This is a genomic window from Pseudocitrobacter cyperus (assembly GCF_039889165.1).
In the GTDB taxonomy this organism is placed as follows: domain Bacteria; phylum Pseudomonadota; class Gammaproteobacteria; order Enterobacterales; family Enterobacteriaceae; genus Pseudocitrobacter; species Pseudocitrobacter cyperus.
Window position 1 is genome coordinate 402163 of the sequence record NZ_JAYMYY010000002.1, and the last position, 25001, is coordinate 427163.

Consider the following 25001-nt stretch of genomic DNA (forward strand, 5'->3'; position numbering starts at 1 on the left):
CCGAATAAGCGCTTCGCCTTATTCGGCGCACCTCCGCGTCCTCTCTTTATCAAAAAGTAACTATCACACCCGCAACTATTTCGTGATCAACTTAAAACAAATGCGTTCTCACTCTTAATTTTAGTAAATATTTTACTAAAATCCACGGTAAAGATTTTACGTCTGACCGAATATCGACAAGGAGAGAACTATGAACGCCGTTGTTTCCGATAAACAACAGGTTGCCGCACTGTATACGGAACGCGACCACGTTCCGACCGTGCTGGAAGATCACCGCATTAACGGCATCAACAAAGAGAAGCCGCGCCCTCACCTTTTCCCGTTTACCAACCCGCTGCTGGCAATACGTAACGACCCCATAGCTGCCAGCAACTATCTTTCCCTGAACGGGCTCTGGCAGTTTAGCTGCTCGGTTAACCCGCAATCGCGGCCAAAAACATTTTATCAGGAGGAGTACGACACCTCGCGCTGGGCGACGATTCAGGTGCCGGGCAACTGGGAAGCGCAGGGCTTCGATAAAGCGATTTATATCGATGAACGCTTTCCGTTCACCACCCACTGGCCGGAAGTGCCTCGCGACTACAACCCGGTGGGTTCTTATCGCCGGAGCTTCCATCTGGACAGCCACTGGCTCGATCGGGAGATCTTTTTACAACTCGCCGGCGCCCGCACCGCATCGTTTATCTGGATCAACGGCCAGCGCGTCGGCTACAGCCAGAACGCCAAAAATCCAGCGGAATTTAACATTACGCCTTACGTCAGAGCAGGCGAAAACAGTATCGCGATTGAGATCTATCGCTGGGCCAACGCCAGCTATCTGGAAAAGCAGGACATGCTGGATATGTCCGGCCTTGAGCGGGAGGTCTTTATCTATGCCACCGGTAAAACGCGGATCTACGATTTCCACTGCCGCCAGCAGGTTAACCCGCCCTTCACCCATGCGGAAATTGACCTGAGCATCGATTTGCAGCACTACGACACGCACCCCGCCGGGATGGTACTGAGCATGCAGTTGCTGGACGATGCGCAGGATTTCACGCCTGTACTGAGCGAGCAGGTGCGTTTTACCCGCGAAGGAACGGAGCAGCAGCATCGCTTCTCCGGCACGGTGGAAAATCCGCGCCTGTGGAGCGCCGAGACGCCTAACCTCTACACCCTGCTGCTGACGCTCAGCGACGATCGGGGCGAGGTGATCGAATCCACCAGCCACAAAATCGGCTTTCGCCATGTGCAAATCAACAACGGGCAACTCCAGGTTAACGGCAAGGCGATTAAAATTAAGGGCGTGAACCGCCACGAGCTGCATCCGACGCTGGGACATGTCCCCACCGAAGAAAACATGCTGACCGATATCCGCTTGATGAAACAGCATAATATCAACGCGGTACGCACCAGCCATTTCCCCTGCCACTCCCGCTGGTATCAGTTGTGCGATGAGTATGGTCTCTACATCGTCGATGAAGCCAATATTGAATCTCACCCGCTGGCGCTGAAAGCGGAAACGCAAATCGGCGATACCGAATCCTGGATCCCCGCCCATCTGGATCGCGTTCAGGCGATGGTCGAGCGCGATAAAAACCACGCCTGCGTGATCGTCTGGTCGATGGGCAATGAAGCGGGCACCGGCTGCGTCTTTGAGACGCTCTATCAGTGGATCAAAGAGAAAGATCCCAGCCGCCCGGTGCAGTATGAACCGGCAGGTGAAAACTACTACAGCGACATCGTCTGCCCGATGTACCCCGACCTCGAACGGCTGGAGCGCTTCGCCGAACAGGGCGGCGATCGCCCGATGATCATGATTGAATACGCCCATGCGATGGGCAATTCACTGGGGATCCTCAGCGACTACTGGAAAATAATCGACCGGCACGACAATTTGCAGGGCGGCTTCATCTGGGAGTGGATGGATCACGCGCTGGAACTGACCAACGCCCGCGGGCAGAAATACTGGGGCTACGGGAAAGATTATCACCCGGACAAACCCAGCGACGGCAATTTCCTCAACGACGGCCTGCTCGCCGCCGACCGCACGCCTCACCCGCACATGGCCGAGGTGAAGAAGGTCTATCAGCCGGTTCGCTTCCACGCCGTTGACCCGGCGTCCGGCCTGTTCGCCGTGGAAAACCGCTACGATTTTGTCTCCCTGGAACATCTGGAGATCCACTATCACATTACGCAGGAGGGCCACGAAGTCGCCTGCGGCAGCCTGGGCGTTTTCCCGGTCGCCGCAGACCAGCAACAGACGATTCAGGTGCCGTTAGCCCCCCTTTGCCGTCAGGATGGGCAGGAATATTTACTGACCCTGAGCGCGGTCACCAAAGATGACGCCCCGCTAATCGGCGGCAACTATGAACTCGCCTGGGATCAGTTCGCGCTAACCCCGCGCGTGGCCCCGCAACCTGCCGACGCCACAGGCTACTCGCCGCTCAGCGTTCAGGAGAGCCAGATCGTCGTGGAGATCAACGGCGATGGTTTCACGCTGCGTTTTGATCGCGCCGACGGTTGCCTGACGCACTTCTCCGTCGACGGTAAAACGCTTATCCAGCGCGGCCCGGAGCCCAACTTCTGGCGCGGGCTTACCGACAATGACCTCGGCGCGAAGATGTTCAGTCTGGCTGAAGTCTGGCAGCAGGCCGCCAACCAGCGGGTTCTGATGGAGTTGAGCGTTGAACAGATCTCCCCCCATCAGGTGGCGGTAATCACCCGCTTTGAACTGTCAACGGTCGCCAGCCAGTACACCCTGCGCTACGCCATTTCGGCAAACGGGGAAATCCACATCAGCACCGATTTTATCCCCGGCGACGCAGCGCTGCCGCTCATTCCCCGCATCGGCACACAGCTCATTATGCCCTGCGAATTTAATTACATTCAGTGGTATGGACGCGGCCCCGGCGAAACCTACAGCGACCGCAAAGGCGCCAAAGTCGGGATTTACGGCGGCACCACCTGGGCGCAGTTCCACGCCTATCCGCGACCGCAGGAGAGCGGAAACAAAACCGATGTGCGCTGGGTTCGCGTGGTGAATGGCGATGGCTTTGGTCTGGAAGCAGTCGCCGACCACACCCTGCTGAATACCAGCGCCTGGCCCTTTGCCGCAGGAGAACTCGATTTTGTCGCCGATGGCGACAGCGACAGCGCTTCCGGGCTAACGCCGCTCTCCCGCAGGCACGGTGTGGACGTCCAGCCTGGCGCGCTCACCACCTGGAATATCGACCTCGCCCAGATGGGAACCGGCGGGCAGAACTCCTGGCGATCGCTCCCGCCGCCGGAGTACCAGTTGCCCGCGAAACCTTACCATTTCGCCTTTTATTTGCGCCCGGTGCGGCCGGATAACCATTAACTCGTTTTATGACATACCACGGGCGTCGTGACAGGCGCCCGCAATCAAATCAAGCAAAAGGAAAGGGTCATGTCTGAACAATCAGATTCACGGTATCAAATGTCATTAGTGACATTTCTGTTCTTCTCCATCGCCGGAGGAGGATTTGTTCTGAAAGGTGTGGTCAGTCAGTATACCGACTGGGGTAATAACTCGTGGCTGCTCTACGCCTTTGCCTCACTATTTTATGCCATCCCCTATACATTCATGATTATTGAGTTTTCTTCGCTCAAAAAATTACGTGAATCGGAAAGCGGCTATCAAACCTGGCTTAATTTAATTATGGGTAAGAAGCTGGGATTTATTGCCGGTTTCTTCTATTTCTACGTCAACATCTTCTATTTTGTTGACCTGTTGCCCAACGTGCTGACCTATTTTATGTACACCTGTTCCAGCGACGTGGCATTCGTCAGCCACCTGCTGGATCAAACCTGGTTTAAACCCATCATCAGTATTACCTCAATCGCCCTGTTCTGGCTGGCGACCTGGGTGTCGATGAAGGGGCCGAAGTGGCTCTCCCGCGCCCTTTCATTCTCGGGATACGCCGGGTTTGCCTTAACGCTATTGTTTATTCTCTCCGCCGCCTGGAAATTGTCGACCGGTACAGTGACCTTTGATGGCGCGCCGGTGGTTCCGGCGTACTTTGAGAAGATCGATCTCTCGTGGTCAAAGATCGCCTCAATGTCATGGGCGCTACAGTCGCTGGGCGGCCTGGAAGCGCTGGCGGCGTATAAGCGCAATATTCGCGGCGGCGACCGTAATTTCAGAACCGGATTAATTCTGAACGTCTTTATTTTCTCGGGCATTATCATCCTCTCTTCTCTTTGTATGAATATGGTGCTGCCCGCCGAGCAGGCGTCCAACCTGGGTCTGCTGTCCGCGATTTATATCGCTTTCCAGCAGTTGGGTTTCCCGGTCTGGTGGACTAACGTCATCGCCCTGTTTTTGATGATCACCACCCTGTGCGGCTCGCTGATGCTGTGGACTGCCGCGCCGGTAAAAATGCTGTTCGTCGATGCGCCGAAGGGGATTTTCGGCAGCAAGCTCTCCGAGGTGAATCACGAAGGCACGCCGATCAATGCCCTTAAAATGCAGGGCATTGTCGTTACGGTGATCATTATTCTGTTTATGCTCGGCCAGTTTAACGCCGGTATGAACGCGATTCTGGTGGCGGTGAAAAATCTCGATGGCGGCGCGGCGACCATCCCGGTGCTATTTATGGTGGCGGGATATATTAAACTGCGCCTGAACTCCAGCCATCCAGATTATGAACGCGACTTCTATTTCCTCGGGAAAGGACGAATGCTGGCGCTGTTATCTGTTATTCCTATCGTCGTTATTTTTACGGCCTCCACCGTGGCCGCGCTGGTGCCCGCACCGGAAGACTGGAAAGCTAATTTTATCGGTTCATTAATTCAGGTGATTCTTGGCCCGGTCAGTATTATCGCCGTATTCTGGTACTGCGGTGTGCTGTTTAATCGCTGGCGAGTGAAAAACCCTACCGATAACTCTTTATTTAACAAAATATAATAATAATCTGATGTGAGGCCTCTGCTTCACATCAGAAATAAAAACAACAAAAGGATTTCTATTTTACTCCTAATGGAATAGACCTATGGAAATCAAAAAAAATATTCGCAGAATAACGGCTGCGCTGACGCTCTGCGCCATTTTCCCTGTCACGGCGGAGGAGTCCATTCCGGCCCAGCATGACGATACCAGAACGCCGGAGCTTACCAGCCCCTCGTTTCGCTTCTACGGCGAAATGGGCGTTGGCGGCTATATGGATCTGGAAAACGAATATAAACACAAATACAGCGACGGCACCTATATCGAAGGAGGGCTGGAAGGTAAATATGGTCACTGGTTTGGCTTGATATACGGTGAAGGCTGGACGGTACAGGCCGACCATGACGGCAACGCCTGGGTGCCTGACCATAGCTGGGGCGGTTTCGAGGGCGGTATCAACCGTTTTTACGGCGGCTATCGCACCGATGACGGCACAGAAATTATTCTGAGTCTGCATAACGACTCGTCGCTGGACGATTTGCAGTATTGGGCTGATTTCACGCCGGAATTTGGTTATGAGATCCCCAATACGCGGGATATCACCACGGCACTGAAAGTCCAGAATCTGCAGGGTGATTTTCGCTACAGCTTCACAGCGGTGCCTGCGGGACATACCGATGAAGATGATGCCTGGCTGCATTTCGGCAAGTACGATCGCTACTCCGATAAATATATCTACCCGGCGATGATGAACGGGTATATCCAGTATGACCTCGCCAAAGATGTTACCTGGTTAAACGGGCTGGAAATTACCGATGGCACCGGAGAGTTATTTCTGACAGGAATATTAACACCCAATTTCGGGGCGCGTGTCTGGCACCACACAGGGCGCGGCGACGGGTTGGGCAAACCCGGTACAGAAACCGGCACGATGGTTAGCGCAATGTATGAAGCCTTTAAAGGGTTTTATCTCTCAACGGCTTACAACTATGCCAAACACCGCCTGGACAATGCCCCGGATGAAACGACCTCATATGTGCAGTTTGGTATCTGGTACGAGTACGGCGGCGGCCGTTTCGCCACCGCCTTCGACAGCAAATTTAACCTGCAAAACAGCAGCGGCGACCCGACGGACACGCTGTTCCTGATGCAATATTTTTACTGGTAAAGCTAAGAATAATTTTCTTCTCCACATTCGTTGCGAAAAGGAGCTTCATTTTTATGAAATGTTTTTACGCCCTGGCCCCGCTGACCTGTGCCCTGTTATTCAGTATGTCGGCACATGCCGCTACGGCTACCGATTTTAAAGATCTCATTGATCGTCACGGCGCACCTGAATATATGCGTGACACCAACAATGACAGTCATCAACGCTTTAACCCCTTTTTCGATCTGGGCTCATGGCACGGACATCTGCTTCCGAACGGGCCCGAAACAATGGGCGGATTTCCCGGCGTCGCTCTGCTGACAGAAGAGTACATCAACTTTATGGCGACTAACTTTGATCGCCTGACCGTCTACCAAAACGGTAAAAAAGTCACCCTGACGATGCAGGCTTACAGCATTCCCGGTGCGCTGATGCAAAAGCTGACCGCGCCTGGTATTCAAATTGATATGACACTGCGTTTTGCCAGCGCACGAACGTCACTGCTGGAAACCAAAATCATCAGCAATACTCCTTTAGATCTGGTCTGGGATGGGGAGTTGCTCGAAAAAGTAGAAGCTAAAGAGGGGAAACCGACCTCCGGAAAGAGAGTTGATGTCGAGTACCCTGACTATCAGCGCACCATCGTCCCCACCCGCGATGGCCTGAAAGTCACCTTCGGTAAGGTGCGCTCAACCTGGGATCTGCTGACCTCCGGCGAATCTGAATATGTGGTGCATAAGTCCCTGAAGATGGACACCGAAGTTAATGGTCATCGCTTCACCAGCAAAGCCCATATCAACGGCTCAACAACGATTTATACGACTTACTCTCATCTGCTGACGGCGCTGGAAGCAAGCAAAGAACAGGGGCAAATCCGCGATATTCTGGCGCGCCCATCTTCTTATATGCTCGCATCGCAGAAACGCTGGGACGAGTATCTGAGTAAAGGGTTAAACAATCCTGACGCAACGCCGGAACAGACCCGCGTCGCGGTGAAAGCTATCGAAACGCTTACCGGTAACTGGCGCACCCCCGGCGGAGCCGTAAAGCATAATACTGTCACCCCTTCCGTTACCGCTCGCTGGTTCTCCGGTAACCAGACTTACGCCTGGGATAGCTGGAAGATTGCCTACGCGATGGTGCACTTCAACCCGGAGATAGCGAAAGACAGCATCCGGGCGCTGTTCGACTGGCAAATTCAGCCAAACGATCCTGTTCGTCCGCAGGATAGCGGGATGATCCTCGACTTAGTGACCTGGAACAAAATACCCGAACGCGGCGGCGATGGTGGTAACTGGAACGAACGTAATACCAAACCCAGCCTTGCGGCATGGTCGGTGATGGAAGTGTACAACGTCACCCAGGATAAAGCCTGGCTGGAAGAGATGTACCCGAAACTGGTGGCCTACCACGACTGGTGGTTACGCAACCGCGACCATAACGGCAACGGTGTGCCAGAATATGGCGCGACCCGCGATAAAGCCCACAACACGGATGCGGGGGAGATGCTGTTTACGGTAAAGAAAGGTGACAAGGAGGAGACGCTGTCCGGTTTGCGGAAATACACGGAAATCGCCAGCAGCGGTCAATATGACAGCCTGACCATTCCAGCCCAGGAAGCCGCCGGGTGGGAATCTGGCCGTGATGATGCTGCCGTCTTTGGTTTTATCGACAAAGAACAGTTGGATAAATATGTCGCGAACGGCGGCAAACGTAGCGACTGGACGGTGAAATTCGCTGAAAATCGAAATAAGGACGGCACCCTGCTGGGCTACTCTCTGTTGCAGGAGTCGGTGGATCAGGCCAGCTATATGTACAGCGATAATCACTATCTGGCAGAGATGGCGACGATCCTCGGTAAGCCTGAAGAGGCCAAACATTATCGCCAACTGGCGCAAAAACTTGCGGACTATATCAACACCTGTATGTTCGACCCGACCACGCAGTTCTTCTATGACGTGCGCATCGAAGATAAGGCGCTGGCGAATGGCTGTGCTGGCAAACCGATTGTCGAGCGCGGCAAAGGGCCGGAAGGCTGGTCGCCCCTGTTTAACGGCGCGGCAACACAGCCCCATGCCGACGCGGTAGTCAAGGTGATGCTGGCCCCTGAAGAGTTCAATACCTTTGTGCCTCTGGGTACGGCGGCGTTAACCAATCCGGCATTTGGCGCGGATATCTACTGGCGCGGACGCGTATGGGTAGATCAGTTCTGGTTTGGTCTGAAAGGGATGGAGCGTTACGGTTACCGTGAGGATGCCCTGAAACTCGCCGGAACTTTCTTCCGGCACGCCAAAGGGTTAACCGCCGACGGCCCGATTCAGGAGAATTACAACCCGCTGACCGGCGCGCAACAAGGCGCACCGAATTTCTCCTGGAGCGCCGCCCATTTGTATATGTTGTATAACGATTTTTTCCGAAAACAGTAATATGACGCCGGGTCGGATGGCAGTCTTACTGCCCTCCGACTTTACCAACAAGTGCATACTTTTTGATTCCCATCACAATCCCCACATTCCCCTTTTCCCTTTTGCGCCGCGACGGCTAAATTAAACTCATCCGACCACATAACAATAATTTTACATACTGGACAATTCTATGAGCTATCCGTCGCTGTTCGCCCCACTGGATTTGGGCTTCACTACGCTTAAAAACCGCGTCCTGATGGGGTCGATGCACACCGGGCTGGAGGAACACCCGAGCGGGGCGGAGCGGCTGGCGGCGTTTTATGCCGAGCGGGCGCGCCACGGCGTGGCGCTAATTGTCACCGGTGGTGTAGCCCCGGCGCCTTCCGGCGTCGGAATGGAGGGCGGTGCGGTACTTAATGACGCCAGCCAACTACCGCAACACCGCCGGGTGACTGATGCTGTGCATCAGGAAGGGGGCAAAATCGCCCTGCAAATTCTGCACACCGGGCGCTACAGCTATCAGCCAAATCTGGTCGCGCCATCGGCCATTCAGGCGCCGATTAACCGCTTTACACCGCATGCACTGGCGCACGATGAGATCCTGACGCTGATTAACGACTTCGCCCATTGCGCCCAACTGGCGCGGGAAGCCGGGTATGACGGCGTGGAGATCATGGGTTCGGAAGGCTATCTGATTAACGAATTTCTGGCGGCACGCACCAACCATCGCGACGATGAATGGGGTGGCGACTACCCACGGCGGATGCGCTTTGCTGTGGAGGTGGTTCGCGCCGTGAGGGAGCGCGTGGGCCGGGACTTCATTATTATTTTCCGTCTGTCGATGTTGGATCTGGTTGAGGGCGGCGGCGCGTTTGACGAAACGGTACAACTGGCTCAGGCCATTGAAATGGCGGGAGCAACGCTTATCAACACCGGAATCGGCTGGCATGAGGCGCGGATCCCCACCATCGCCACGCCCGTACCGCGTGGTGCGTTCAGTTGGGTAACTCGCAAGCTGAAAGGTCATGTGACGATCCCACTGGTGACGACCAACCGGATTAACGATCCCCAGGTCGCCGACGATATTCTGGCGCGTGGCGATGCCGACATGGTGTCGATGGCGCGCCCGTTCCTCGCCGACGCCGAGCTGCTGTCGAAAGCGCAGGCAGGCCGCGCCGATGAGATCAACACCTGCATCGGCTGCAACCAGGCGTGTCTCGATCAGATCTTTATGGGCAAAGTCACCTCTTGTCTGGTAAACCCGCGCGCCTGCCATGAAACTAAAATGCCGGTCGTTCCGGCGCTGAAAAAGAAAAACCTTGCTGTCGTCGGCGCGGGCCCGGCGGGGCTGGCGTTTGCCATCAACGCCGCCGCCCGCGGGCATCAGGTGACGCTGTTTGATGCGCACAGCGAAATTGGCGGGCAGTTCAATATCGCCAAACAGATCCCCGGCAAAGAGGAGTTTTATGAAACGCTGCGCTATTACCGCCGGATGATCGAGGTGACGGGCGTGACGCTCAAACTGAATCATCTCGTCACGGCGGATCATCTTCAGGCCTTTGACGAAACGATCCTCGCCTGTGGGATCGTGCCACGCATTCCCGCTATCGACGGGATCGACCATCCCAAAGTGCTGACCTATCTCCAGGTGCTGCGTAACAAAGTTGCGGTGGGAAATTCGGTGGCGATTATCGGCTGCGGTGGTATTGGCTTTGATACCGCGATGTATTTAAGTCAACCCGGCGTTCCTGCCAGCCAGAATATCGATGAATTTTGCCAGGAATGGGGCATCGACACCACGCTGCAACAGCCGGGCGGCCTGCGTCCGGAAGGCGCAATGATGCCGAAAAGCCCGCGCCAGATCGTGATGCTTCAGCGCAAAGCCAGTAAACCCGGCGATGGGCTGGGCAAAACCACCGGCTGGATCCACCGGGCGACGCTGCTTTCCCGTGGAGTGAAGATGATCCCGGCGGTGAATTATCAGAAGATCGACGACGAAGGGTTACATATCACGATCGGCAATGAAGCGCAGGTATTGAAGGTCGATCATGTGGTGATCTGCGCCGGGCAAGATCCGCAGCGCGCGCTGGCGCAACCGCTGGCGGAAAGCGGGAAAGTCGTGCATTTGATTGGCGGTTGCGATGTGGCGATGGAGCTGGACGCGCGGCGGGCGATTGCTCAGGGGACAAAGCTGGCGCTGGAGATTTGACCCCCTCACCCTGGCCCTCTCCCTGAGGGAGAGGGGATCGATCGTGCGTGGTGTTAGGGCTGCGACGCCTTAGTCAATGAACAATGCTGGAGAAATATCAAAACGGGCCGCCAGCTTTTTCGCGTGTTCAAGGGTTAGCTTTCGCTGCCCGTTGAGAACCCGGGATACCATCGATTTGCTACCAATTTCGGGAAGATCGGATAAGGTTAATCCGTACTGATCCATTAACGTACGAATTACCGCAATGCCTGCTGGCGTGGCTTCAAGCCTCGCATTAAATTCCGCAAACTCTGGTGCTGACGCTTCCCAGGCAGTGATTCTTGCGCACACCAGGTCAACAAGCGGGTTTTCAGGATCGTTAAGCAACAGATGCTCAATCAGTTTGAGCGCTTCTTTATACTGCTCATCGTTCTGAATACCGGCCAGAAAAGGAGCGGCTTGTGTCAATTTTTCACCTGCTCTCAGTACTTCAGAAATGACCATCATTCTGTGGAAATCTCCCGACTGCATCCTTCAATGCTTTTTGTGTTATCAGGTGCGTTCTTCATCAACTCCGTTGACAAATTGGCAATACGTTACATCGTCAGGGCTAAATGAGCTTACGCTTCAAATAGAGCGATACAAGAGAAGGCAGATGTAAATTTTTAGAGCTGTGAGCACGCTTCCAAAAGCGGTGGGTTTTGCTCCCTCTCCCTGTGGGAGAGGGACGGGGTGAGGGGCTCGCCTTAACGCCGACGGCCCAGCTTCACCGCTTTCAGCACCACAAACTTGCTGTTGGTGGCAATTGTCGTGCAGTTGCCGAAAATCTTCTTCAGCTTGTGGAAGTAGTCAAGGTGACGGTTGGCCACAATGTACAGCTCGCCGTTAATTTTCAGGCAGCGACGCGCATGGTGGAACATCTCCCACGCCACATTATCGGTCAGCGCATGCTGCTGATGGAAAGGCGGGTTGCACAGTACCGCATTAAAGCGGAACGGCTCGACGCCGGAGAGGGCGTTGTTGATCATAAACTCGCAGCGATCGATAGCGTCCGGCAGGTTGCTTTCGACGTTTAAACGACTGGAGGCTACCGCCATCGGCGATTCATCAACAAACACTACCGACGCTTGCGGGTTTTTCTCAAGCAACGTCAGGCCAATCACGCCGTTACCGCAGCCAAGGTCAACGATCTCGCCTTCCAGGTTTTCCGGCAGATGCTCGATAAAGAAGCGTGCGCCGATATCCAACCCGGTTCGGGAGAAGACGTTCGCGTGGTTATGAATGGTCCAGGAGGTGCCTTCCAGCGGCCAGCTCATGATCTGCGACTCATCTGCCAGTTCCGGCTTCGTGAAGGTGCAGTTGATCAGGCGCGCTTTTTTCCACGCAAGCGTGGTAGTAGTGGTGCCGAGGATTTTCTCGAACAGCGCCAGCGTGGAGTTATGGATATCACGCGCTTTTGCACCGCCGATGATACGGGTTTGCGGCGTCACCACCTCGCGCAGGGCGCGCAGTTGCTGTTCCAGCAGAGCGAGCGTTTTCGGGATTTTGATCAACACCACGCCGGGCGCAGACGGATATTCCGCAGTGCTGTCGAGGAATCTGACGCTGGATTCGTCAATGTCGTTATGGCGCAGGTTTTCACGCGTGCCCAGCTCGCTGACGTAAGAGTCGCCGATGCTGTACGGCTTATGCTCCGCCAGCGCACAGCTCAGCGCGCCGAAGCTGTCATTGAAGATAAGAACCGGGCCGGTGATTTCGGTGTCGTCCAACTGTTGCAGCAGATACTCATCCGCCGCTTCCCACGCCTGTAGCGGGTTGACGTCATCCGTCTCCGGGAAGCGTTTCAGGTTCAGTGAACGGAAACCGTTGTCTATGTGGCTCATCGGCCCTCCAGAATGGTAAAATTTGGCGTTATCCCTGAAAAGGGTGCGTGAGTATACACTTTTTAATCCAATTTGGGGCTGTGATGACGCAACTAACTTATCTCCAGGGCTACCCGGAACACCTGCTTTCGCAGGTGCGCACGCTGATTGCCGAAGGCCGTCTGGGCAGCGTGCTGGCAAAGCGCTATCCCGGTACGCACGATTTCGCCACCGATAAGGCACTCTGGCAGTACACCCAGGATCTGAAAAACCAGTTTCTGCGTAACGCCCCGCCGATTAATAAGGTGATGTACGACAACAAGATCCATGTGCTGAAAAATGCCCTGGGTCTGCATACCGCCGTTTCGCGCGTACAGGGCGGGAAGCTGAAAGCCAAAGCGGAGATCCGCGTCGCCACCGTTTTTCGCAATGCGCCGGAGCCGTTTCTGCGCATGATCGTGGTGCATGAATTAGCGCACCTGAAAGAGAAAGAGCACGACAAAGCGTTTTATCAGCTTTGCTGCCACATGGAGCCGCAGTACCACCAACTGGAGTTTGATACCCGACTGTGGCTGACACAAATGTCATTACATCAAACTGCGTAAGGGCGCACGCGCTTTATCATTCTGACGTGCTACATTGAGGGAAGATCCCTTTTTATGGAGCACGTCAGCGTCTATGATACGTTTCGCAGTCATTGGAACAAACTGGATAACCAAACAGTTTGTCGATGCCGCCCACGAGACCGGCAAATATAAGCTTACCGCCATCTACTCCCGCAGCCTTGAGCAGGCCCAAACCTTCGCCAACGACTATCCCGTCGAGCACCTCTTTACTTCGCTTGAAGCGATGGCGCAGAGCGATGCCATTGATGCGGTATATATCGCCAGCCCGAATTCATTCCATTTCCCGCAAACGCAGCTTTTCTTACGCCATAAAAAGCATGTGATTTGTGAAAAGCCGCTGGCTTCTAATCTGCGTGAAGTGGAAGCAGCCATTGAAACCGCGCGTGAAAATCAGGTGGTGCTGTTCGAGGCGTTTAAAACCGCCAGCCTGCCGAATTTTCTGCTGCTACAGCAGTCGCTGAGTAAAACAGGCAAAATCCGCAAGGCATTCATCAACTACTGCCAGTACTCTTCCCGCTATCAGCGCTATCTCGATGGCGAGAATCCGAATACCTTTAATCCGACGTTTTCCAACGGTTCGATTATGGATATCGGTTTTTATTGCCTGGCCTCGGCGGTTGCGCTGTGGGGTGAGCCGCATGGCGTGCAGGCGACCGCGAGCCTGCTGGAGAGCGGTGTCGATGCCCACGGTCTGGCGGTGCTCGACTACGGCGATTTCAGCGTGACATTACAACATTCGAAAGTGAGTGATTCCGTACTGCCAAGCGAAATCCAGGGCGAAGACGGGTCGCTGGTCATTGAGAAGATCTCCGAATGCCAGAAAGTCACCTTCGTGCCACGCGGCGCTAAAGCGCAGGATCTCACTCAGCCACAGCATATTAATACTATGCTGTATGAAGCAGAGGTTTTTGCTCGTCTGGTGGAAACCAACGAAGTGAATCATCCGGGGCTTGCCGTCAGCCGCACCACGGCGAAACTGCAGACGGAGATCCGCCGTCAGACGGGTGTCACCTTCCCTGCTGATGATGTCAGCGAGCAGCTCCCTGCGTAAAGCTATGTAAAACGGATGTTACAGGTTATTGACGGCGTCGATGGCCTGTAATATTTTGTAACCTGCAAAGGGGAGTAACTTCCTTGTCGGTGGATCGTCATTACGATACGTGAAAAACCGTATCCGGTCGCCGGGCAATAAAACGTATGCACCTTCTGGCAACCGTTTGAAGTGCATACTTTTTGTTGTAAGTGAGACCTTGCCGGAAGGCGAGGTCTATGCATAAAAAGCAGCGGCTGACGTCTTCCGACGTGAGCCGTTTTTTTATGCGTAAGGAAAATTTCTATGAATAGTGTCGGCACACCGTTGCTGTGGGGCGGATTCGCTGTCGTCGTCGTGATTATGTTAGCCATCGACCTGATGTTACAGGGGCGACGCGGCGCTAATACCATGACCATGAAACAGGCTGCGGCCTGGTCTATTGTCTGGGTCACGCTCTCCTTGTTGTTCAACGCTGCGTTCTGGTGGTATCTGGCGGAGACCCAGGGCCGCGCGGTCGCCGATCCGCAGGCGCTCGCCTTCCTCACCGGTTATCTGATAGAGAAATCACTCGCCGTCGATAACGTCTTTGTCTGGTTGATGCTGTTCAGCTACTTCTCCGTGCCGCCAGCGCTGCAACGCCGCGTACTGGTTTATGGCGTACTGGGCGCGATCGTGCTGCGTACCATCATGATCTTCGCCGGAAGCTGGCTGATTACTCAGTTCGAATGGTTGCTGTATGTTTTCGGCGCGTTCCTGCTGTTCACCGGTATCAAGATGGCGCTGGCGAAAGAGGATGAGAGCGGCATTGGCGATAAACCGCTGGTGCGCTGGCTGCGAAGCCATTTACGCATGACCGATAAAATCGAAAATGAGCACTTCTTTGTGCGCAAGAAGGGGCTGCTTTACGCGACCCCGCTGCTGCTGGTGCTGATTCTGGTCGAGTTTAGCGACATTATTTTCGCGGTCGACAGTATCCCAGCCATTTTCGCTGTCACCACCGATCCGTTTATCGTGCTGACCTCCAACCTGTTCGCCATCCTCGGCCTGCGTGCGATGTACTTTCTGCTGGCGGGTGTGGCAGAGCGCTTCTCAATGCTCAAGTATGGCCTTGCGGTGATCCTGGTATTTATCGGTATCAAGATGCTGATTGTCGATTTCTACCACATTCCTATCGCGATTTCGCTGGGCGTGGTGGGTGGCATTCTGCTGCTGACGTTGCTTATCAACGCCTGGGTAAACCACCAGAACGATAAAAAGTGTGATGTAAAATAAGTCTGTTTCCCCGGTGGTGACAACCACCGGGGACAGCACGGATGAAACACCCACAAATGTCAAAATAATGTTCATGAATAGTTAAGAAGTAAGATCTAAGATAAAAAACCAGCATTTTGCACTTCCACCTTGCCGCCGTTTCTTTATACTCGACCATGCAAACATTTGTTACATTCTGATATAAAGTGCCTTCAGAGCACCTCAGGATGGCTGACACAACATATTCAAGGACACAGAAATGACAACGCAACCAACAAGCGGGCTGCTGCGCAGGTTTACGCAGGGTAGTCTGGTAAAAAAAATCCTCATCGGATTGATTCTCGGCATTCTGCTGGCATGGATCTCAAAACCAGCGGCAATCGCTGTCGGGCTCCTTGGAACACTGTTCGTCGGCGCGCTGAAAGCCGTCGCACCGGTTCTGGTTCTGATGCTGGTCATGGCTTCGATAGCCAACCACCAGCATGGGCAAAAAACCAGTATTCGCCCGATTCTGTTTCTCTATTTGCTGGGGACGTTCAGCGCAGCGCTCACTGCCGTCGTGTTCAGTTTCCTCTTCCCTTCTACGCTGCATCTGACGAGCTCCGCCACTGATATTGTGCCGCCGTCAGGCATTGTCGACGTCATGCGCGGATTGTTGATGAGCGTCGTCGCCAACCCGATCCACGCGCTGCTGAATGCTAACTATATCGGTATTCTGGTTTGGGCGGTGGGCCTTGGTTTCGCCCTGCGTCATGGCAACGAAACGACTAAAAATCTGGTCAATGATTTCTCCAACGCCGTTACCTTTATGGTGAAACTGGTTATCAGTTTTGCACCAATTGGTATATTCGGCCTGGTGGCCTCTACGCTTGCAACCACCGGTTTCGATACGCTGTGGGGTTATGCGCATCTGCTGCTGGTTCTGGTCGGCTGCATGCTGCTCGTCGCGCTGGTGATTAACCCTCTGCTGGTCTGGTGGAAGATCCGCCGCAATCCTTACCCGCTGGTGCTGCTCTGCCTGCGTGAAAGCGGCGTCTATGCATTCTTTACCCGCAGTTCCGCGGCGAATATCCCGGTCAATATGGCGCTAAGTGAAAAGCTGAATCTGGATAAAGACACCTATTCCGTTTCCATTCCGCTGGGCGCGACCATCAATATGGCCGGTGCGGCAATCACCATCACCGTGCTCACGCTGGCCGCCGTCAGTACCCTCGGCATTCCTGTTGATCTGCCAACGGCGCTGCTGTTAAGCGTTGTGGCCTCGCTGTGTGCCTGTGGCGCATCAGGTGTGGCCGGCGGCTCGCTGTTGCTGATCCCGCTGGCCTGTAATATGTTCGGCATTCCGAATGATATCGCCATGCAGGTTGTGGCCGTGGGCTTTATCATCGGCGTACTCCAGGACTCCTGCGAAACCGCGCTGAACTCCTCAACGGACGTACTGTTTACCGCCGCTGCATGCATAGCGGAAGATGAGCGTCTGGCAAAAAACGCACTGCGTAATTAATCTGTCAGCCCTTTCGCCATCAGGCGGAGGGGCTATCTTCCTGTACCTTTTTCTCAACGTTGAACGGGTCAATCCCGCGGCGTTGCATGCGCCAGAAGCGAATAATATTCAGGCCATTCATGACCAGAAAGCTCCCTTCAATCATCGTGCCGCCAATTGAGCCAAGCCAGAAGTTGTGAATAACCCAGCAGGCCGTGGAGCACCACATCACGCAACGTACCGACAATCCCTTACAGCGAAACAACGCCCATGTACTGGCGACCGTACCGGCAATAGGCAGTAATTCCATAGGATGGTGCAGTTTACTTAACCCAAGAATCAGCGTCAGGGCGATAAAGACAAACATCACCCAGATGCGGCGGGTATAGACCGAGATAATGGTTCGGATGACGTTAAGTTCAGCGCTCATCCCCGCCGGGATAGCCCCCATCAGGAAAAAATGCACACCGATGGTCGCACTGTAGAGGGAGAGCTGAAACTTAAAGCGCCGCTCATCGCGATTGATGAAGGTGGTGATACCGATTAAAAACGCGAGTACACCTACGCCCTGGGCAAGCCAATACGCAGTCATGGAGAGATCCTTAGTGAACAGCATAAAAAAACGGCGTTTCAGGAAGTGAAACGCCGTTTTATCGTATCAGATCACATTTTTATTACAATGTGACGCCGCTTTTAAAGATCGCCAGTTCGCGGAAATCGTTGCGTTCGTTGCAGGTCTGTTTGCCGTTGGCAAAATCAACAATGGCATCGACAAACTCGTTCAGCAACTGCGGCATCCCTTTGCCGTGAATAAGCTGACCGGCATCGAAGTCGATCCAGTGCTTTTTCTTCGCCGCCAGTTCGCTGTTGGTGGCGATTTTCACCGTCGGCACAAATCCGCCGTAAGGCGTACCGCGCCCGGTACTGAACAGCACCATATGGCAGCCCGCACCCGCCAGCGCGCTGGTCGCCACGGCATCGTTACCCGGCGCGCTCAACAGATTCAGGCCCGGCGTTTTCAGCCGTTCGCCGTAGCGCAGCACATCAACGACCTTACTGGAACCTGCTTTCTGCGTACAGCCCAGCGATTTATCCTCCAGCGTGGTGATGCCACCGGCTTTGTTCCCCGGTGATGGATTCTCGTAGATAGGCTGGTCATGGGCAATGAAGTACTGCTTGAAGTCATTGACCATCGTAACCAGCTTGCCGAAGGTTTCTTCGTCACGGCAGTGGCTCATCAACAACTGTTCTGCACCAAACATCTCCGGCACCTCGGTCAGTACAGTCGTACCGCCGTTAGCAATCACGTAGTCGGAGAAGCGACCCAGCATCGGGTTGGCGGTGATCCCGGAGAGGCCGTCGGAACCACCGCACTCGAGACCAAACTTCAACTCACTCAGTTTGCCCGGTACGCGCTTGTCGTTACGCATCACATTGTAGAGCTGATGGAGATGCTCAATCCCCGCTTCCACTTCATCGTCCTGGTGTTGGCAAATCATAAAGTGAACGCGGTCGGCATCAAATTCACCCAGCGTTTCGCGGAAGGCATCGACCTGGTTGTTTTCGCAACCCAGGCCAATCACCAGCACCGCGCCCGCGTTAGGGTGACGCACCATGTTTTGCAGCATGGTGCGGGTGTTAATATGGTCGTCACCCAGTTGAGAGCAGCCGTAAGTGTGGCTGAAAAGATGCACGCCGTCGGTACCTTCGGCGTCATTGGTTTCTTTCAGGAAACGGGTCTGGATCTGACGCGCAATGCCGTTAACACAACCCACGGTTGGCAGGATCCAGATCTCGTTACGCACCCCAACGTCACCGTTCGCACGACGATAAATGTTAATGTCGCGATCCGCCGGCTGCGCCGCTTCAGGCTGGAAATCGGGTTGATAGCTATAGGTATCCAGATCGCTCAGGTTGGTTCGGGTATTGTGCGAGTGAATGTGCTCACCCGCGGCAATATCCACCAGCGCATGGCCAATCGGTAAACCATACTTAATGACGTTTTCACCTTTGGCAATAGGGCACAACGTGAATTTATGCCCACGCGCTACCGCCTGGCGGAGCGTTACCGTTTGATTGTCGACCGTAACTTCCGTGCCTTCAGCCAAATCCGCTAATGCTACCGCAACGTTATCCAGCGCATGGATCTTGATGTATTGCATATCAACCCCAGACCTTAGTTCAGTTCAATGGCGAAGTAGTCACGCGCATTGTTAAAGCAAATATTTCTCACCATCTCACCCAGCAACTGGATGTCCGCCGGGGCTTCGCCCGCAGCCACCCAGCGACCAATCATCTGGCACAGGATGCGACGGAAATATTCGTGACGGGTATAAGAGAGGAAGCTGCGGCTGTCGGTCAGCATACCCACGAAGCGGCTCAGCAGGCCAAGCTGCGCCAGTTGGGTCATCTGACGTTCCATGCCGTCTTTCTGGTCGTTGAACCACCAGCCGGAACCGAACTGCATTTTGCCCGGCATGCCTTCGCCCTGGAAGTTGCCGATCATGGTGCCCAGCACTTCGTTGTCGCGCGGGTTCAGACAATACAGGATGGTTTTCGGCAGCAGATTCTGTTCGTTCTGCTTGCTCAGCAGCTTAGACAACTCTTCCGCCATCGGGCGGTCGTTGATGGAGTCGAAACCGACGTCCGCGCCCAGCAGTTTAAACTGACGCAGGTTGTTATTACGCAGCGCGCCGATGTGATACTGCTGTACCCATTCGCGACGGGCATATTCTGCGCCAAGGAAGACCAGTACCGCTGTTTTGAACTGCGCCACTTCGTGCTCGCTCAGGGTTTCACCCGCCAGACGACGCGCCAGAATGCTGTCCAGTTCCGCTTCGCTCGCTTCGGCAAACATCACCACATCCAGCGCGTGGTCAGATACTTTACAGCCGTGCGCGGCAAAGTGATCCAGGCGTTTGGTCAGCGCGGTTTGCAGGTCGGTGAAACGACGGATATCGGTGTCAGACACTTCACCCAGTTTCGCCATGTAGTCGTTGAAGGTCGCTTGTTCAATGTTGAACGCTTTATCCGGACGCCAGCTCGGCAGCACTTTGATGGAGAAGGTGCTGTCTTTAGCCACGGTCGCGTGGTGCTCCAGCGAGTCGATCGGATCATCGGTAGTGCCGACCATTTTTACGTTCATCTGCTGCATGATGCCACGCGCGGAGAACTTATCCTGTGCCAGCAGTTCGTTGCATTCGTTCCAGATTTCGTCAGCAGTAGACGGTGAAAGCAGCTTGCCGGTGATGCCAAACGGACGGCGCAGTTCGAGGTGCGTCCAGTGGTATAACGGGTTGCCGATGGTGTGCGGAACCGTCGCCGCCCACGCATCAAATTTTTCACGATCGGATGCATCGCCGGTGCACAGACGCTCGGCCACACCGTTGGTACGCATAGCGCGCCATTTGTAGTGATCGCCTTTCAGCCAGATGTCATACAGGTTGTTAAAACGATAGTTTTCAGCAATCTGCTGCGGCGGAAGGTGGCAGTGATAGTCAAAAATCGGCTGATCTTTTGCGTAGTCGTGGTACAGACGGCGGGCAAATTCGGTATCTAACAGAAAATCTTCAGTCATAAACGGGGTCATTATCGTCTTCCTCTCACGAGTGGTCAGATGTTTATCTGTAATGCCGATAAAGTTATCACACCAATTTCAGCAAGCCGAAGATTTTTTCGTGAGTTAGATCAATAAAAATTGACAAAAAATGACATTAAAAAAGTAAAAAAAGCGACACAGGCCGCGCCAGGACTGGCTTCAAGACCTACCACCTATATCCACACTCAAATTACCTCTTTTGTGACAGCATTCACCTTTTAAAGTTGTATGACAAGTTATTGTGCACCCCGTTAAACATAAGCCGACGGAATGCATTGTTGGTGAAAGATACAACTGACTTAACGGTACGGATACCGAATTAAGCACGAGTACGAAGGCAAGGTTCGGGTCGTATCGGGTTCTCCCGGTAAGCCCCTCGATTGAGACATCCTCCCGTAGTACTGGATGATAACCGTATGAAAATGCGGAATAACGACACGATGAGGTTTACATGCGTAAAATTAAAGGGTTACGTTGGTACATGATCGCACTGGTGACGCTGGGCACCGTGCTGGGTTACCTGACGCGTAATACCGTTGCAGCCGCTGCTCCAACACTGATGGAAGAGCTGCACATTTCTACACAGCAATACTCCTATATCATTGCCGCTTACTCCGCGGCCTATACGGTGATGCAACCTGTTGCCGGTTACGTGCTGGATATTCTGGGTACCAAAATTGGTTACGCCTTCTTCGCCGTTGCATGGGCGGTTTTCTGCGGCGCAACCGCATTAGCGGGTAGCTGGGGCGGCCTGGCGCTGGCGCGTGGTGCGGTCGGTGCGGCAGAAGCTGCGATGATCCCGGCGGGTCTGAAAGCGAGTTCCGAATGGTTCCCAGCGAAAGAGCGTTCTATCGCGGTCGGTTACTTCAACGTCGGTTCCTCTATCGGCGCGATGATTGCTCCGCCTCTGGTGGTCTGGGCTATCGTCATGCATAGCTGGCAGATGGCGTTCATTATCTCTGGCGTGCTGAGCTTCGTATGGGCGATGGCATGGCTTATCTTCTACAAACACCCGCGTGACCAGAAAAAACTGACTGACGAAGAACGCGACTACATCATTAGCGGTCAGGAAGCACAACACCAGGTTGGCGTAGCGAAGAAAATGTCTGTGGCGCAGATCCTGCGTAACCGTCAGTTCTGGGGTATTGCACTGCCGCGTTTCCTGGCAGAGCCTGCCTGGGGGACATTCAACGCATGGATCCCGCTGTTCATGTTTAAAGTTTACGGCTTTAACCTGAAAGAAATTGCGATGTTTGCCTGGATGCCAATGCTGTTTGCTGACCTGGGTTGTATCGTTGGGGGCTACCTGCCGCCGCTGTTCCAGCGCTGGTTCGGCGTGAACCTGATTGTTTCCCGTAAAATGGTTGTCACCATGGGCGCACTGCTGATGATTGGCCCAGGTATGATTGGCCTGTTCACCAGCCCGTATGTCGCAATCGGCCTGCTGTGTATTGGCGGCTTCGCTCACCAGGCACTGTCTGGCGCGCTGATTACGCTCTCTTCTGACGTATTTGGTCGTAACGAAGTCGCAACAGCGAACGGCCTGACCGGGATGTCCGCCTGGCTTGCGAGCACCCTGTTTGCACTGGTCGTCGGCGCGCTGGCCGACACCATCGGCTTTAGCCCGCTGTTCGCCGTCCTGGCTATCTTTGACTTGTTAGGGGCACTGGTTATCTGGACGGTGCTGAAAAACAAACCGGCTGAAGAGGTTGAGCAGGAAACGCATCAACCGGCCACGCAAAGCTAGTTTGAAAGTGTTAATCATGTAGCAAAAGCCGCCTCCTCTGGCGGCTTTTTTCATCCGGCGTTATGGTTAGATTCTCGTAAAAGTGGTATAACAAATCTAATCTGCCGTACCCTGCCTGGAGAGTATATGGAAATCACTGACGCACGTCGTTTATATCAGCAACTTGCCGCTGAGCTGAAAGAACGCATTGAGCAAGGCGTCTATCTCGTAGGTGACAAGCTGCCTGCCGAGCGCTTTATTGCTGACGAAAAATGCGTCAGTCGTACTGTCGTTCGTGAAGCCATTATTATGCTGGAAGTTGAAGGCTACGTTGAAGTGCGTAAGGGCTCTGGCATCCATGTCATCTCCAATACGCCGCGTCATCAGCAGACGCCTGACGAATCCATGGAATTTGCCAATTATGGCCCGTTTGAACTGCTCCAGGCGCGTCAGCTCATCGAGAGCAATATTGCCGAGTTTGCCGCTACCCAGGTGACCAAACAGGACATCATGAAGCTGATGGAGATCCAGGACAAAGCGCGCAACGAGAAGTGCTTTCGCGACTCCGAGTGGGATTTGCAATTCCACATCCAGGTGGCGCTGGCGACGCAGAATACCGCCCTTGCCGCCATCGTCGAGAAAATGTGGACGCAGCGCAGCCATAACCCGTACTGGAAAAAGCTGCACGAGCATATTGATGCGCGCACGGTGGATAACTGGTGCGACGACCACGATCAGATCCTGAAAGCGTTAATCCGCAAAGACCCACATGCCGCCAAACTGGCAATGTGGCAGCATCTGGAGAACACCAAGCTGATGCTGTTTAACGAAACCAGCGATGACTTCGAATTTAATGCTGACCGCTATCTGTTTGCCGAGAACCCGGTGGTACATCTCGATACCGCCGCCAACGGCGCAAAATAGCCATCAGAATCCCTTCTCAGGCCGGTCTTCAGACTGGCCTGAGTCTTATTAAGGGTAAGCAAAACATATATAGTGTCAGCCTTTGTAAATAGCCTCGCCTCCCACCCCCACAACCCGCAAAATCAAACCTCAACAAAGTGCAATTTTTATGACGCAAAACCCAGGCGTTTGTTACAATTAGATGCATTTTGTCGTTCTGTGAGTTAGCAATTGCTTACTTCGCCATTAACACGGATGTGTTTAGCCGCGACCGATTAAAACACCAACAATGTCGCAGTTCGTTCAGGCGTTACGTTAATCGTTGTACCAGGAATCGTGAATGGAACTATTAACCCAGTTATTAAATGCCTTATGGAGCCAGGATTTCGAAACCCTGTCGAATCCTTCCATGGTCGGTATGCTCTACTTTGTCTTGTTTATGATCCTGTTCCTTGAGAACGGGCTGTTGCCTGCCGCCTTCCTGCCGGGCGATAGCCTGCTGGTACTCATTGGCGTATTAATCGCCAAAGGCGCGCTGGGTTTCCCACAAACCATTCTTCTGCTGACCACCGCAGCAAGCCTTGGCTGCTGGCTGAGTTATATTCAGGGGCGATGGCTGGGGAATACGCGAATTGTGCAGAACTGGCTCTCGCACCTCCCGGCCCATTACCATCAGCGCGCGCATCATCTGTTCCATAAACATGGTCTTTCCGCGCTGTTGATTGGTCGCTTTATCGCCTTCGTGAGAACGCTGTTGCCGACGATCGCGGGCCTGTCGGGGCTGAATAATGCCCGTTTCCAGTTCTTTAACTGGATGAGCGGCCTGCTGTGGGTCTTAATTCTGACGTCACTGGGTTACCTGCTCGGTAAAACGCCGGTATTCCTTAAGTATGAAGACGCGCTGATGTCATGCCTGATGCTGCTGCCGGTTGTCCTGCTGGTAATTGGTCTGGTGGGGTCGCTGGTTGTTCTGTGGAAGAAAAAATACGGCAACCGGAGCTCATAATGGGGCTGAAACAGGTAACGCTACGTCGATTTACCCTGAGCCTTGGCGCACTACTCCTGTTTTGCGCCATGCTCTGGTTATGGACAACGCTTCAGCACAGAGAGTCCACCCTGGCGATTCGCCCGCTAAATCAGGGAACCAGCATGCCGGATGGCTTCTCCATCTGGCATCATCTGGATGCAAACGGCATTCAGTTTAAGAGCATTACCCCCCAAAAAGACGCGCTACTCATTAAGTTTGAGTCCAGCGCCCAGAGCGCGGCTGCCAAAAAAGTGCTCGATAGTACGCTACCGCACGACTACATCATTGCTCAACAGGATGAAGATCGCGACGCCATGACCTGGCTTTCACTGTTGCGTGAGAGCCCGCATCGCTTTGGATAATTCTGTATCTAATCACTGGCTTTGGTGCTTTCCCGATTTTATAACTATGCTTTAGTAAATGGGCTGAACCTTTGCCCCTTTACTGGAACCCGTACATTTCAGATGTACTTAACTCAATGGAAGGTTTCTTACATGAAATACCGCATCGCACTGACTATCGCCCTTCTTTCCCTTACTGCTGGCACGAGCGCGACGACACTGTGTCAGGAGAAAGAGCAGGATATCCAGCGTGAGATAAGCTATGCCGAAAAGCATAACAATCAACATCGTATTGATGGCCTGAAAAAAGCGCTGAGTGAAGTCAAAGCACATTGCTCAGATAGCCAGTTACGCGCCGATCATCAGAAGAAAATTGCTGAGCAAAAAGAAGAGATCGCTGAACGTCAGCGTGACCTGCAGGAAGCAAAGCAAAAAGGTGATGCGGATAAAATTGCGAAACGCGAGCATAAACTCGCGGAATCTCAGTACGAGCTTAAAGAACTGGAGTCCCGCCAGTACTAAG

General features: G+C 53.8%; 19 protein-coding genes. 14 read left to right on the forward strand and 5 right to left on the reverse strand.

The window, feature by feature from the left end; all coding sequences use genetic code 11:
• The first annotated feature begins 190 nt into the window (after positions 1 to 190).
• The 5 genes from VSR74_RS10680 (at position 191) to VSR74_RS10700 (ending at position 10649) form a co-directional block, all read left to right on the forward strand.
• A complete protein-coding gene (locus VSR74_RS10680) occupies positions 191 to 3340 on the forward strand; it encodes a glycoside hydrolase family 2 TIM barrel-domain containing protein (RefSeq protein ID WP_347794717.1) in 3150 nt (1049 codons plus the stop codon).
• A gap of 69 nt (positions 3341 to 3409) precedes the next feature.
• Positions 3410 to 4909: an APC family permease gene (locus VSR74_RS10685; RefSeq protein WP_347794718.1), complete on the forward strand. Its 1500-nt coding sequence runs from the start codon at positions 3410 to 3412 to the stop codon at positions 4907 to 4909.
• Between the two features lie 85 nt (positions 4910 to 4994).
• Positions 4995 to 6056, forward strand: coding sequence for a protein YgjJ (gene ygjJ, locus VSR74_RS10690; RefSeq protein ID WP_347794719.1), 1062 nt, complete (start codon positions 4995 to 4997; stop codon positions 6054 to 6056).
• A 53-nt stretch (positions 6057 to 6109) separates the two neighbouring features.
• Positions 6110 to 8461 (forward strand): alpha-glucosidase, encoded by a 2352-nt coding sequence (gene ygjK, locus VSR74_RS10695; protein ID WP_347794720.1) that lies wholly within the window; start codon positions 6110 to 6112, stop codon positions 8459 to 8461.
• Positions 8462 to 8630: 169 nt separating this feature from the next.
• Positions 8631 to 10649, forward strand: coding sequence for an NADPH-dependent 2,4-dienoyl-CoA reductase (locus VSR74_RS10700; protein WP_347794721.1), 2019 nt, complete (start codon positions 8631 to 8633; stop codon positions 10647 to 10649).
• A gap of 69 nt (positions 10650 to 10718) precedes the next feature.
• On the opposite strand, the gene VSR74_RS10705 is transcribed toward VSR74_RS10700, so the two are convergent.
• Complete coding sequence (locus VSR74_RS10705) at positions 10719 to 11135, reverse strand: helix-turn-helix domain-containing protein (RefSeq protein WP_347794722.1); 417 nt, start codon at positions 11133 to 11135, stop codon at positions 10719 to 10721.
• A gap of 239 nt (positions 11136 to 11374) precedes the next feature.
• Positions 11375 to 12511: a 23S rRNA (guanine(1835)-N(2))-methyltransferase RlmG gene (gene rlmG / locus VSR74_RS10710; RefSeq protein WP_347794723.1), complete on the reverse strand. Its 1137-nt coding sequence runs from the start codon at positions 12509 to 12511 to the stop codon at positions 11375 to 11377.
• 83 nt (positions 12512 to 12594) lie between these two features.
• On the opposite strand from rlmG, the gene VSR74_RS10715 reads away from it, so the two are divergent.
• From VSR74_RS10715 to sstT, 4 genes are all read left to right on the forward strand, one after another.
• Positions 12595 to 13095, forward strand: a complete 501-nt coding sequence (locus tag VSR74_RS10715; RefSeq protein ID WP_347794724.1) for a M48 metallopeptidase family protein — start codon at positions 12595 to 12597, stop codon at positions 13093 to 13095.
• Between the two features lie 73 nt (positions 13096 to 13168).
• Complete coding sequence (locus VSR74_RS10720; protein WP_347794725.1) at positions 13169 to 14167, forward strand: Gfo/Idh/MocA family protein; 999 nt, start codon at positions 13169 to 13171, stop codon at positions 14165 to 14167.
• 285 nt (positions 14168 to 14452) lie between these two features.
• Positions 14453 to 15421 carry a TerC family protein gene (locus VSR74_RS10725; RefSeq protein WP_347794726.1) on the forward strand — a complete coding sequence of 323 codons (969 nt, stop codon included), beginning with the start codon at positions 14453 to 14455 and terminating at the stop codon, positions 15419 to 15421.
• A gap of 238 nt (positions 15422 to 15659) precedes the next feature.
• Entirely contained in the window at positions 15660 to 16904 is a 1245-nt protein-coding gene (gene sstT, locus VSR74_RS10730) for a serine/threonine transporter SstT (RefSeq protein WP_347794727.1), read from the forward strand.
• A 19-nt stretch (positions 16905 to 16923) separates the two neighbouring features.
• Here the strand turns inward: sstT and VSR74_RS10735 are convergent, their stop codons facing one another.
• From VSR74_RS10735 to uxaC, 3 genes are all read right to left on the reverse strand, one after another.
• Positions 16924 to 17475 carry a YgjV family protein gene (locus VSR74_RS10735; RefSeq protein ID WP_347794728.1) on the reverse strand — a complete coding sequence of 184 codons (552 nt, stop codon included), beginning with the start codon at positions 17473 to 17475 and terminating at the stop codon, positions 16924 to 16926.
• An 82-nt stretch (positions 17476 to 17557) separates the two neighbouring features.
• Positions 17558 to 19045 carry a UxaA family hydrolase gene (locus tag VSR74_RS10740; protein ID WP_347794729.1) on the reverse strand — a complete coding sequence of 496 codons (1488 nt, stop codon included), beginning with the start codon at positions 19043 to 19045 and terminating at the stop codon, positions 17558 to 17560.
• A 14-nt stretch (positions 19046 to 19059) separates the two neighbouring features.
• On the reverse strand, positions 19060 to 20472 hold the full coding sequence (uxaC, locus tag VSR74_RS10745) for a glucuronate isomerase (protein WP_347794730.1): 1413 nt from the start codon (positions 20470 to 20472) through the stop codon (positions 19060 to 19062).
• A 460-nt stretch (positions 20473 to 20932) separates the two neighbouring features.
• On the opposite strand from uxaC, the gene exuT reads away from it, so the two are divergent.
• From exuT to VSR74_RS10770, 5 genes are all read left to right on the forward strand, one after another.
• Positions 20933 to 22228, forward strand: a complete 1296-nt coding sequence (exuT, locus tag VSR74_RS10750) for a hexuronate transporter ExuT (RefSeq protein ID WP_347794731.1) — start codon at positions 20933 to 20935, stop codon at positions 22226 to 22228.
• A 126-nt stretch (positions 22229 to 22354) separates the two neighbouring features.
• The gene (gene exuR / locus VSR74_RS10755) at positions 22355 to 23131 is read left to right on the forward strand and encodes a transcriptional regulator ExuR (RefSeq protein WP_347794732.1); all 777 of its coding nucleotides are present in this window, start codon (positions 22355 to 22357) and stop codon (positions 23129 to 23131) included.
• 319 nt (positions 23132 to 23450) lie between these two features.
• Positions 23451 to 24116, forward strand: coding sequence for a DedA family general envelope maintenance protein YqjA (yqjA, locus tag VSR74_RS10760; protein WP_347794733.1), 666 nt, complete (start codon positions 23451 to 23453; stop codon positions 24114 to 24116).
• Positions 24116 to 24499: an EnvZ/OmpR regulon moderator MzrA gene (gene mzrA, locus VSR74_RS10765; RefSeq protein ID WP_347794734.1), complete on the forward strand. Its 384-nt coding sequence runs from the start codon at positions 24116 to 24118 to the stop codon at positions 24497 to 24499. Before yqjA ends, mzrA begins: the two co-directional genes overlap by 1 nt.
• A 132-nt stretch (positions 24500 to 24631) precedes the next feature.
• Complete coding sequence (locus VSR74_RS10770) at positions 24632 to 25000, forward strand: DUF1090 domain-containing protein (RefSeq protein WP_347794735.1); 369 nt, start codon at positions 24632 to 24634, stop codon at positions 24998 to 25000.
• The last annotated feature ends 1 nt before the right edge of the window (position 25001 follow it).

What these genes read in the sequence shown, in the direction of transcription:
- VSR74_RS10680 (WP_347794717.1), top strand. Translation starts at nt 191, where the DNA reads ATGAACGCCGTTGTTTCCGATAAACAACAGGTTGCCGCACTGTATACG.
- VSR74_RS10685 (WP_347794718.1), top strand. Translation starts at nt 3,410, where the DNA reads ATGTCTGAACAATCAGATTCACGGTATCAAATGTCATTAGTGACATTT.
- ygjJ (WP_347794719.1), top strand. Translation starts at nt 4,995, where the DNA reads ATGGAAATCAAAAAAAATATTCGCAGAATAACGGCTGCGCTGACGCTC.
- ygjK (WP_347794720.1), top strand. Translation starts at nt 6,110, where the DNA reads ATGAAATGTTTTTACGCCCTGGCCCCGCTGACCTGTGCCCTGTTATTC.
- VSR74_RS10700 (WP_347794721.1), top strand. Translation starts at nt 8,631, where the DNA reads ATGAGCTATCCGTCGCTGTTCGCCCCACTGGATTTGGGCTTCACTACG.
- VSR74_RS10705 (WP_347794722.1), bottom strand. Translation starts at nt 11,135, where the DNA reads ATGATGGTCATTTCTGAAGTACTGAGAGCAGGTGAAAAATTGACACAA.
- rlmG (WP_347794723.1), bottom strand. Translation starts at nt 12,511, where the DNA reads ATGAGCCACATAGACAACGGTTTCCGTTCACTGAACCTGAAACGCTTC.
- VSR74_RS10715 (WP_347794724.1), top strand. Translation starts at nt 12,595, where the DNA reads ATGACGCAACTAACTTATCTCCAGGGCTACCCGGAACACCTGCTTTCG.
- VSR74_RS10720 (WP_347794725.1), top strand. Translation starts at nt 13,169, where the DNA reads ATGATACGTTTCGCAGTCATTGGAACAAACTGGATAACCAAACAGTTT.
- VSR74_RS10725 (WP_347794726.1), top strand. Translation starts at nt 14,453, where the DNA reads ATGAATAGTGTCGGCACACCGTTGCTGTGGGGCGGATTCGCTGTCGTC.
- sstT (WP_347794727.1), top strand. Translation starts at nt 15,660, where the DNA reads ATGACAACGCAACCAACAAGCGGGCTGCTGCGCAGGTTTACGCAGGGT.
- VSR74_RS10735 (WP_347794728.1), bottom strand. Translation starts at nt 17,475, where the DNA reads ATGACTGCGTATTGGCTTGCCCAGGGCGTAGGTGTACTCGCGTTTTTA.
- VSR74_RS10740 (WP_347794729.1), bottom strand. Translation starts at nt 19,045, where the DNA reads ATGCAATACATCAAGATCCATGCGCTGGATAACGTTGCGGTAGCATTA.
- uxaC (WP_347794730.1), bottom strand. Translation starts at nt 20,472, where the DNA reads ATGACCCCGTTTATGACTGAAGATTTTCTGTTAGATACCGAATTTGCC.
- exuT (WP_347794731.1), top strand. Translation starts at nt 20,933, where the DNA reads ATGCGTAAAATTAAAGGGTTACGTTGGTACATGATCGCACTGGTGACG.
- exuR (WP_347794732.1), top strand. Translation starts at nt 22,355, where the DNA reads ATGGAAATCACTGACGCACGTCGTTTATATCAGCAACTTGCCGCTGAG.
- yqjA (WP_347794733.1), top strand. Translation starts at nt 23,451, where the DNA reads ATGGAACTATTAACCCAGTTATTAAATGCCTTATGGAGCCAGGATTTC.
- mzrA (WP_347794734.1), top strand. Translation starts at nt 24,116, where the DNA reads ATGGGGCTGAAACAGGTAACGCTACGTCGATTTACCCTGAGCCTTGGC.
- VSR74_RS10770 (WP_347794735.1), top strand. Translation starts at nt 24,632, where the DNA reads ATGAAATACCGCATCGCACTGACTATCGCCCTTCTTTCCCTTACTGCT.